General features: G+C 71.5%; 3 protein-coding genes and 1 pseudogene. All 4 read left to right on the top strand.

Annotated features, from left to right (window positions below):
• Nucleotides 1-222, top strand: a pseudogene (locus ACFYST_RS36460) (ATP-binding protein); the annotation flags it as partial.
• Between the two features lie 322 nt (nt 223-544).
• Nucleotides 545-4045, top strand: coding sequence for a nitrate- and nitrite sensing domain-containing protein (locus ACFYST_RS36465; protein WP_387868752.1), 3501 nt, complete (start codon nt 545-547; stop codon nt 4043-4045).
• A gap of 10 nt (nt 4046-4055) precedes the next feature.
• Entirely contained in the window at nt 4056-4469 is a 414-nt protein-coding gene (locus ACFYST_RS36470; protein ID WP_387649956.1) for a roadblock/LC7 domain-containing protein, read from the top strand.
• A gap of 165 nt (nt 4470-4634) precedes the next feature.
• Nucleotides 4635-5285 carry a DUF742 domain-containing protein gene (locus ACFYST_RS36475; RefSeq protein ID WP_387649955.1) on the top strand — a complete coding sequence of 217 codons (651 nt, stop codon included), beginning with the start codon at nt 4635-4637 and terminating at the stop codon, nt 5283-5285.
• The last annotated feature ends 47 nt before the right edge of the window (nt 5286-5332 follow it).

Genomic DNA, 5332 nt, shown 5'->3' on the forward strand with positions numbered 1-5332 from the left:
TGCTTCCCCGCCCTCGACTACTTCGAGAACTCGGGACTCCCCTTCGTCGTCGCCCTCAACGGCTTCGACGGACACCAGCCCCACACCGGCGACGAGGTACGGGAGGCACTGCAACTCAGCGCGGACATCCCGATCGTCACCCTCGACGCCCGACGCCGGGACAGCGCCAAGAGCGCACTCATCACCCTCGTCGAGCACGCCCTCCTCGCCCGCCTGCGGTGAGTGGAGCAGGGCCCCGCCGGGGGCGCGTACCAAGGATGGTTCGCGTCCCCGGTAACAGTTCGACCAGCACATTTGCCGGGCTTTCCTGACAGTACGTAGTCGTCCGGCTCCGGTCCGCGCCAATGGCCTAGACCTTTGCGGAAGTTCCGCCGCAAATGTCCACTTTCCTCCCCGGGCGTGCGGGGCGGGGCAGCCGTTTGTCCGCTTCTCCGGCTCGTGTTGAATTCCAGCTACCCCGTAGTATCCGAGCGGGTCGCGGCCCGTCGGGGGGTAGCCGCCGGATTGATCCATGGCCGCCAGTCGGTCGAGAGGTTGTTGTCGAGTGAGGCGTAAGCAGCCAGTCACCCCGCAGCGGCGCTCAGAGCCCCGCCAGCAGGAACCGGCAAGCGGCCGGACCACAGGTCAGTTCTCCGCGTTCACCGCGGCCGAGGACCGCGGCGAGCCGCAGCGCACCGCCCCCGCGGCCGTCGGCGAGTCCGCCGAGCGGGCCGGCGCCGCCAAGGAGAGCAAGCGTCAGAGCGGCGGCGGCCGGGCCGACTTCCTGTCGCCGCTGAACTGGCGGGTGCCGACCCGCCTGGTGGCCATCCTGGTCATCCCCGTGGTGATCGCGCTGGTCTTCGGCGGCCTGCGCGTCAACACCTCGCTGGACGACTACAGCAACGCCGACCGCGCGGTGCGTATCGCGAAGCTGGCGAGCGCCGCGACCAAGCTGGCCGACGCCCTGGAACAGGAGCGCGACGACAGCCTGGTGCCGCTGCTCACCGGCCAGGGCGACCAGGGCGAGGTGAAGAAGCTCCGGGACAAGACCGACCAGGCGCTGGCCGAGTACCGTTCCGCCTTCTCCAAGATCAAGGACGACGCGACCGTCGCCCGCCGCAACGGCCAGTTCGAGTCGATGGTGTCGTGGCTCCCCCACCTGCGGCAGAACGCCTACAAGCCGGAGCTGTTCGCGACCGCGACCATCAACGCGTACTCGATGATGTACGCGCCGCTGCTGTCGATGGACAACTCGGTCGGCTTCGGCTCCACCAACGTCACCTCCAAGGGCCGCGCCATCTACGCGATGTCGCTGGCCAAGGCGGCCGCCTCGGCCCAGCGCGCGCTGATGCTGCACCTGCTGGTCGGCCTCGGCGTCGGCGGCGTGGACGGCCACGAGGGCCAGGACCTGATCCAGGGTCTGCAGGTCGCCGCCAAGCTGGAGCAGACCGCCCGCGACGAGTTCAACACCGCGTCCAGCAGCGACGAGGTGAAGGTCTACGCGGACGCCGAGGTCGCCCAGACCACCGCCGACCAGCGCCTGCCGCTGCGTATGCCGGACGGCCGCACCATGCCGAGCATGATCTCGCTGCTCGCGATCGGCATGAACTACGGCAGCCAGCTGGCCACCGCGGCCTCCAACCGCGACGCCGCCACCCGGATCGTCGACCTGGCCGGCGCCGACGGCCTGACCCGCCCGCTGTGGGACCAGGCCACCAAGAGCCACATGAGCGCGCTGCGCACGGCCGAGACCGAGCTGCTGGACCAGGTCGTCGCCGACGCCCAGGGCATCAAGGACCGGGCGTTCACCGACTGGGTGCTCAACGCGCTGATCGTGATCGCCTCGCTGGTGCTGGCCGGTCTGCTCACCGGCTACATCGCCCGCTCGATGATCCTCGGCATGCGGACCCTGAACACCGCCGCGCTGGACATCGCCAACCACCGTCTGCCGGAGCTGGTCGACAAGCTCTCCAAGACCGACCCGGAGCGGGTCGACACCTCGGTCGCCCCGATCCCGCTGCACGGCACGGACGAGATCGGCGAGGTCGCCCGCGCCTTCGACCAGGTCCACCAGCAGGCCGTCTCGCTGGCCGCCGAGCAGGCGCTGCTGCGAGGCAACGTCAACGCGATCTTCACCAACCTGTCGCGCCGCAGCCAGAGCCTGATCCAGCGCCAGCTGTCGCTGATCACCGACCTGGAGAACAACGAGGCCGACCCGGACCAGCTGGAGAACCTCTTCAAGCTGGACCACCTGGCCACCCGCATGCGCCGCAACGGCGAGAACCTCCTCGTCCTCGCGGGCGAGGAGCCCGGCCGCCGCTGGAACACGCCCGTCCCGCTGGTCGACGTGCTGCGCGCCGCCGCCTCCGAGGTGGAGCACTACGAGCGCATCGAACTGGCCGGCATCCCCGAGGCCGACGTGGTCGGCCCCGCCGTGACCGACCTCGTCCACCTGCTCGCCGAGCTGCTGGAGAACGCCACCTCGTTCTCCTCCCCGCAGACCCGGGTGCTGGTCAACGCCACCAGCCTGCCGGACGGCCGGGTGCTGGTGGAGATCCACGACAAGGGCATCGGCCTGACCGCCGAGGACTTCGCCGAGATCAACGAGAAGCTCGCCGAACCGCCCACCGTGGACGCCACCATCTCCCGCCGCATGGGCCTGTTCGTGGTCGGCCGGCTGTCCCAGCGGCACGACATCCGCGTGCAGCTGCGCCCCTCGGGCGAGTCGGCCGGCACCACCTCGCTGGTCATGCTGCCGCAGCAGCTCACCTCGCTGGTCGCGGTGCCCGAGCCGCAGAACGAAGAGTTCACCGTCTCGCGGATCTTCGCCGAGCAGGAGACCCCCGCCGAGTGGTCCTTCGACGGCCAGGAGCGCACCGCCGCCGAACTCGGCTTCGACGACCACCTGCCGGGCCGCGGCCTGCCCGGCGGCAACGGCTTCTCCCCCGCGCTGGAGTCCATGCAGCGCTCGCAGCGCCTGGAGGAGCAGCGCCGCCGGGCCGCCCTGGAGATCGGTCCGGGCGCCGCCCTCGAGGAGCCGATGGAGGCGGAGATCCTGGAGTCGCCCTACGGCGCCGGGGACGACCGCACCGAGAACGGCTATCAGGCCCCGTACGCGGACGACTACCGCCGTCCGGAGTCCGACCCCTTCACGGACGCCTACGAGCCCCAGCAGGCCGCCCAGGACGACGCCTACGGCTACCAGGACAGCGGCTACGGCCGTGACCAGTACACGCCCGGCGAGCACTACCAGGACGACCCGTACGCGCCCGGCCGGTACCAGGCCCCGTACGCGCCGGCCGGCTTCCAGGACGACCCGTTCCAGGCCGGCCAGGGCTACGGCGACGAGTACCAGCAGCCGTACGCCGCCGGGCAGTTCGCCGACCAGCAGCAGTACGGCGACGAGCAGTACCCGCAGGCGCAGTACGCCGACGAGTACCAGCAGCAGGACTACCGCTACGAGGAGCCCGCCGGGCACCCGTACCCGGCGGAGGAGCTGCCGGCGCTGCCGCCGGCCCCGGGCGGGTCGACCGGCGGCGGGCTGCCGCAGCGCCGGCCCGGCCAGCAGCTGGCGGGCCCGGCCGGCGGGCCGGGCGCGGAGAGCCCGAACTGGTTCACCGGCGCGAAGGACACCTCGGCGCCCGTCGAGTCGCGCGGCCACGACGTGTCGGCGCTCGGCGGCTACGGCCCGACCGGCCCGACCTCCGCGCCCAGCGAGTGGGAGTCCCCCAACGACGGCGACTGGCAGCGCGCGGAGAAGCTCCGCGAGCCCTCCACCTCGGGCACGACCCCGTCGGGTCTGCCGCGCCGCGTGCCGCGGCAGAACCTGGTGCCGGGCAACGCCAAGCCCACCCCGCAGGACGGCCCGCAGGTCTCCCGCGACCCGAACGAGGTACGCGGCCGCCTGACCAACCTGCGCCGCGGCGTCGAGCAGGGCCGCCAGGCCGGCGGCGACTCCGGGACCACCGGTAGTTTCCGGATCGACCCCGACCAGGGGGCGTACGGTGATGGACCGCACAACAGCAGCACCGATCTCTTCGGCGGCTCGAACCAGCAGGAGCGTTGAGTTGACCCAGATGAGCCAGGCCGCACAGAACCTGAACTGGCTGATCACCAACTTCGTGGACAACACCCCCGGGGTGTCGCACACGGTGGTGGTCTCCGCCGACGGTCTGCTGCTGTGCATGTCCGAGGGGTTCCCCCGGGACCGCGCCGACCAGCTTGCCGCCGTCGCCTCCGGGCTGAGCTCGCTGACCTCCGGCGCCAGCCGGATCTTCGAGGGCGGCGACGTGACCCAGACCGTGGTCGAGATGGAGCGGGGCTTCCTGTTCCTGATGGCGGTCAGCGACGGCTCCGCGCTCGCGGTGCTCGCCTCGCCGGACTCCGACATCGGTCTCGTCGGCTACGAGATGGCCCTCCTGGTGGACCGCGCGGGCGCGGTCCTGACGCCCGCTCTGCGGGCCGAACTCCAGGGCAGTCTCCTGCACTGACGGTTCGTCGGATACCGTCCTGGTATTCGAAAGACCTCATTGCCCGTCCCGAGGCCGCTTCGGCGGCCTCGGGACCGGGCGTTGTACGGCCTTCGCACCACCGGCCCCGGCGCTCCTCCGGCGACGCGGCCCGCTACGCACCGCCGCACCCCGAGGAGATGAACCGTGACACCGCCCGACCACAGTGGCCAGTTCGGCGTCCCGTACGCGGGCTCCGGCCACGACGCTTTCGGGACTCCCGGCGTCGGCCACGGTCAGCAGCAGCAGTACGCGCCGCAGTTCGACAACGGTGGCCAGTCGTACCTGCCCCCGCAGTCCGACCCGCGCTGGTACCCGCAGCCGGACGGATACGGCCAGGCCTACCCCGGTCATGAGGCGTTCCCGCACGACCCCGCCGACCTGCCGCACCGCTACGAGGCGCCGCACGTCGAACAGCCCTACGAGGACGACGGGTTCGACGACTACGAGGACGCCGAGCCGCTGATCCGCCCGTTCGCCATGACCGGCGGACGGACCCGGCCGCGCTACGAACTCGCCCTGGAAGCACTGGTCTCCGCGTCGGTCGACCCGGCCCGGATGGCCACGCTGCTGCCCGAGCACCAGCGGATCTGCTCGCTGTGCGCCTCCGACGTGAAGTCGGTGGCGGAGATCTCCGCCCTGCTCGGCCTCCCCCTGGGGGTGGCCCGCATTCTCGTGGCGGACCTGGCCGAGGCCGGCCTGGTCGCCATCCACCAGCCCGCAGCCGGCGGTGAATCCGGCAACCAGCCCGACGTCACGCTGCTCGAAAGGGTCCTCAGTGGACTTCGCAAGCTCTAACGCGGCCGCCCCCAGCCGCGCCACCACCTCCGCCAAGATCGTCGTCG

Origin of the sequence: Kitasatospora sp. NPDC004614, assembly GCF_042873675.1 — a bacterium.
Classification (GTDB): Bacteria; Actinomycetota; Actinomycetes; order Streptomycetales; family Streptomycetaceae; genus Kitasatospora.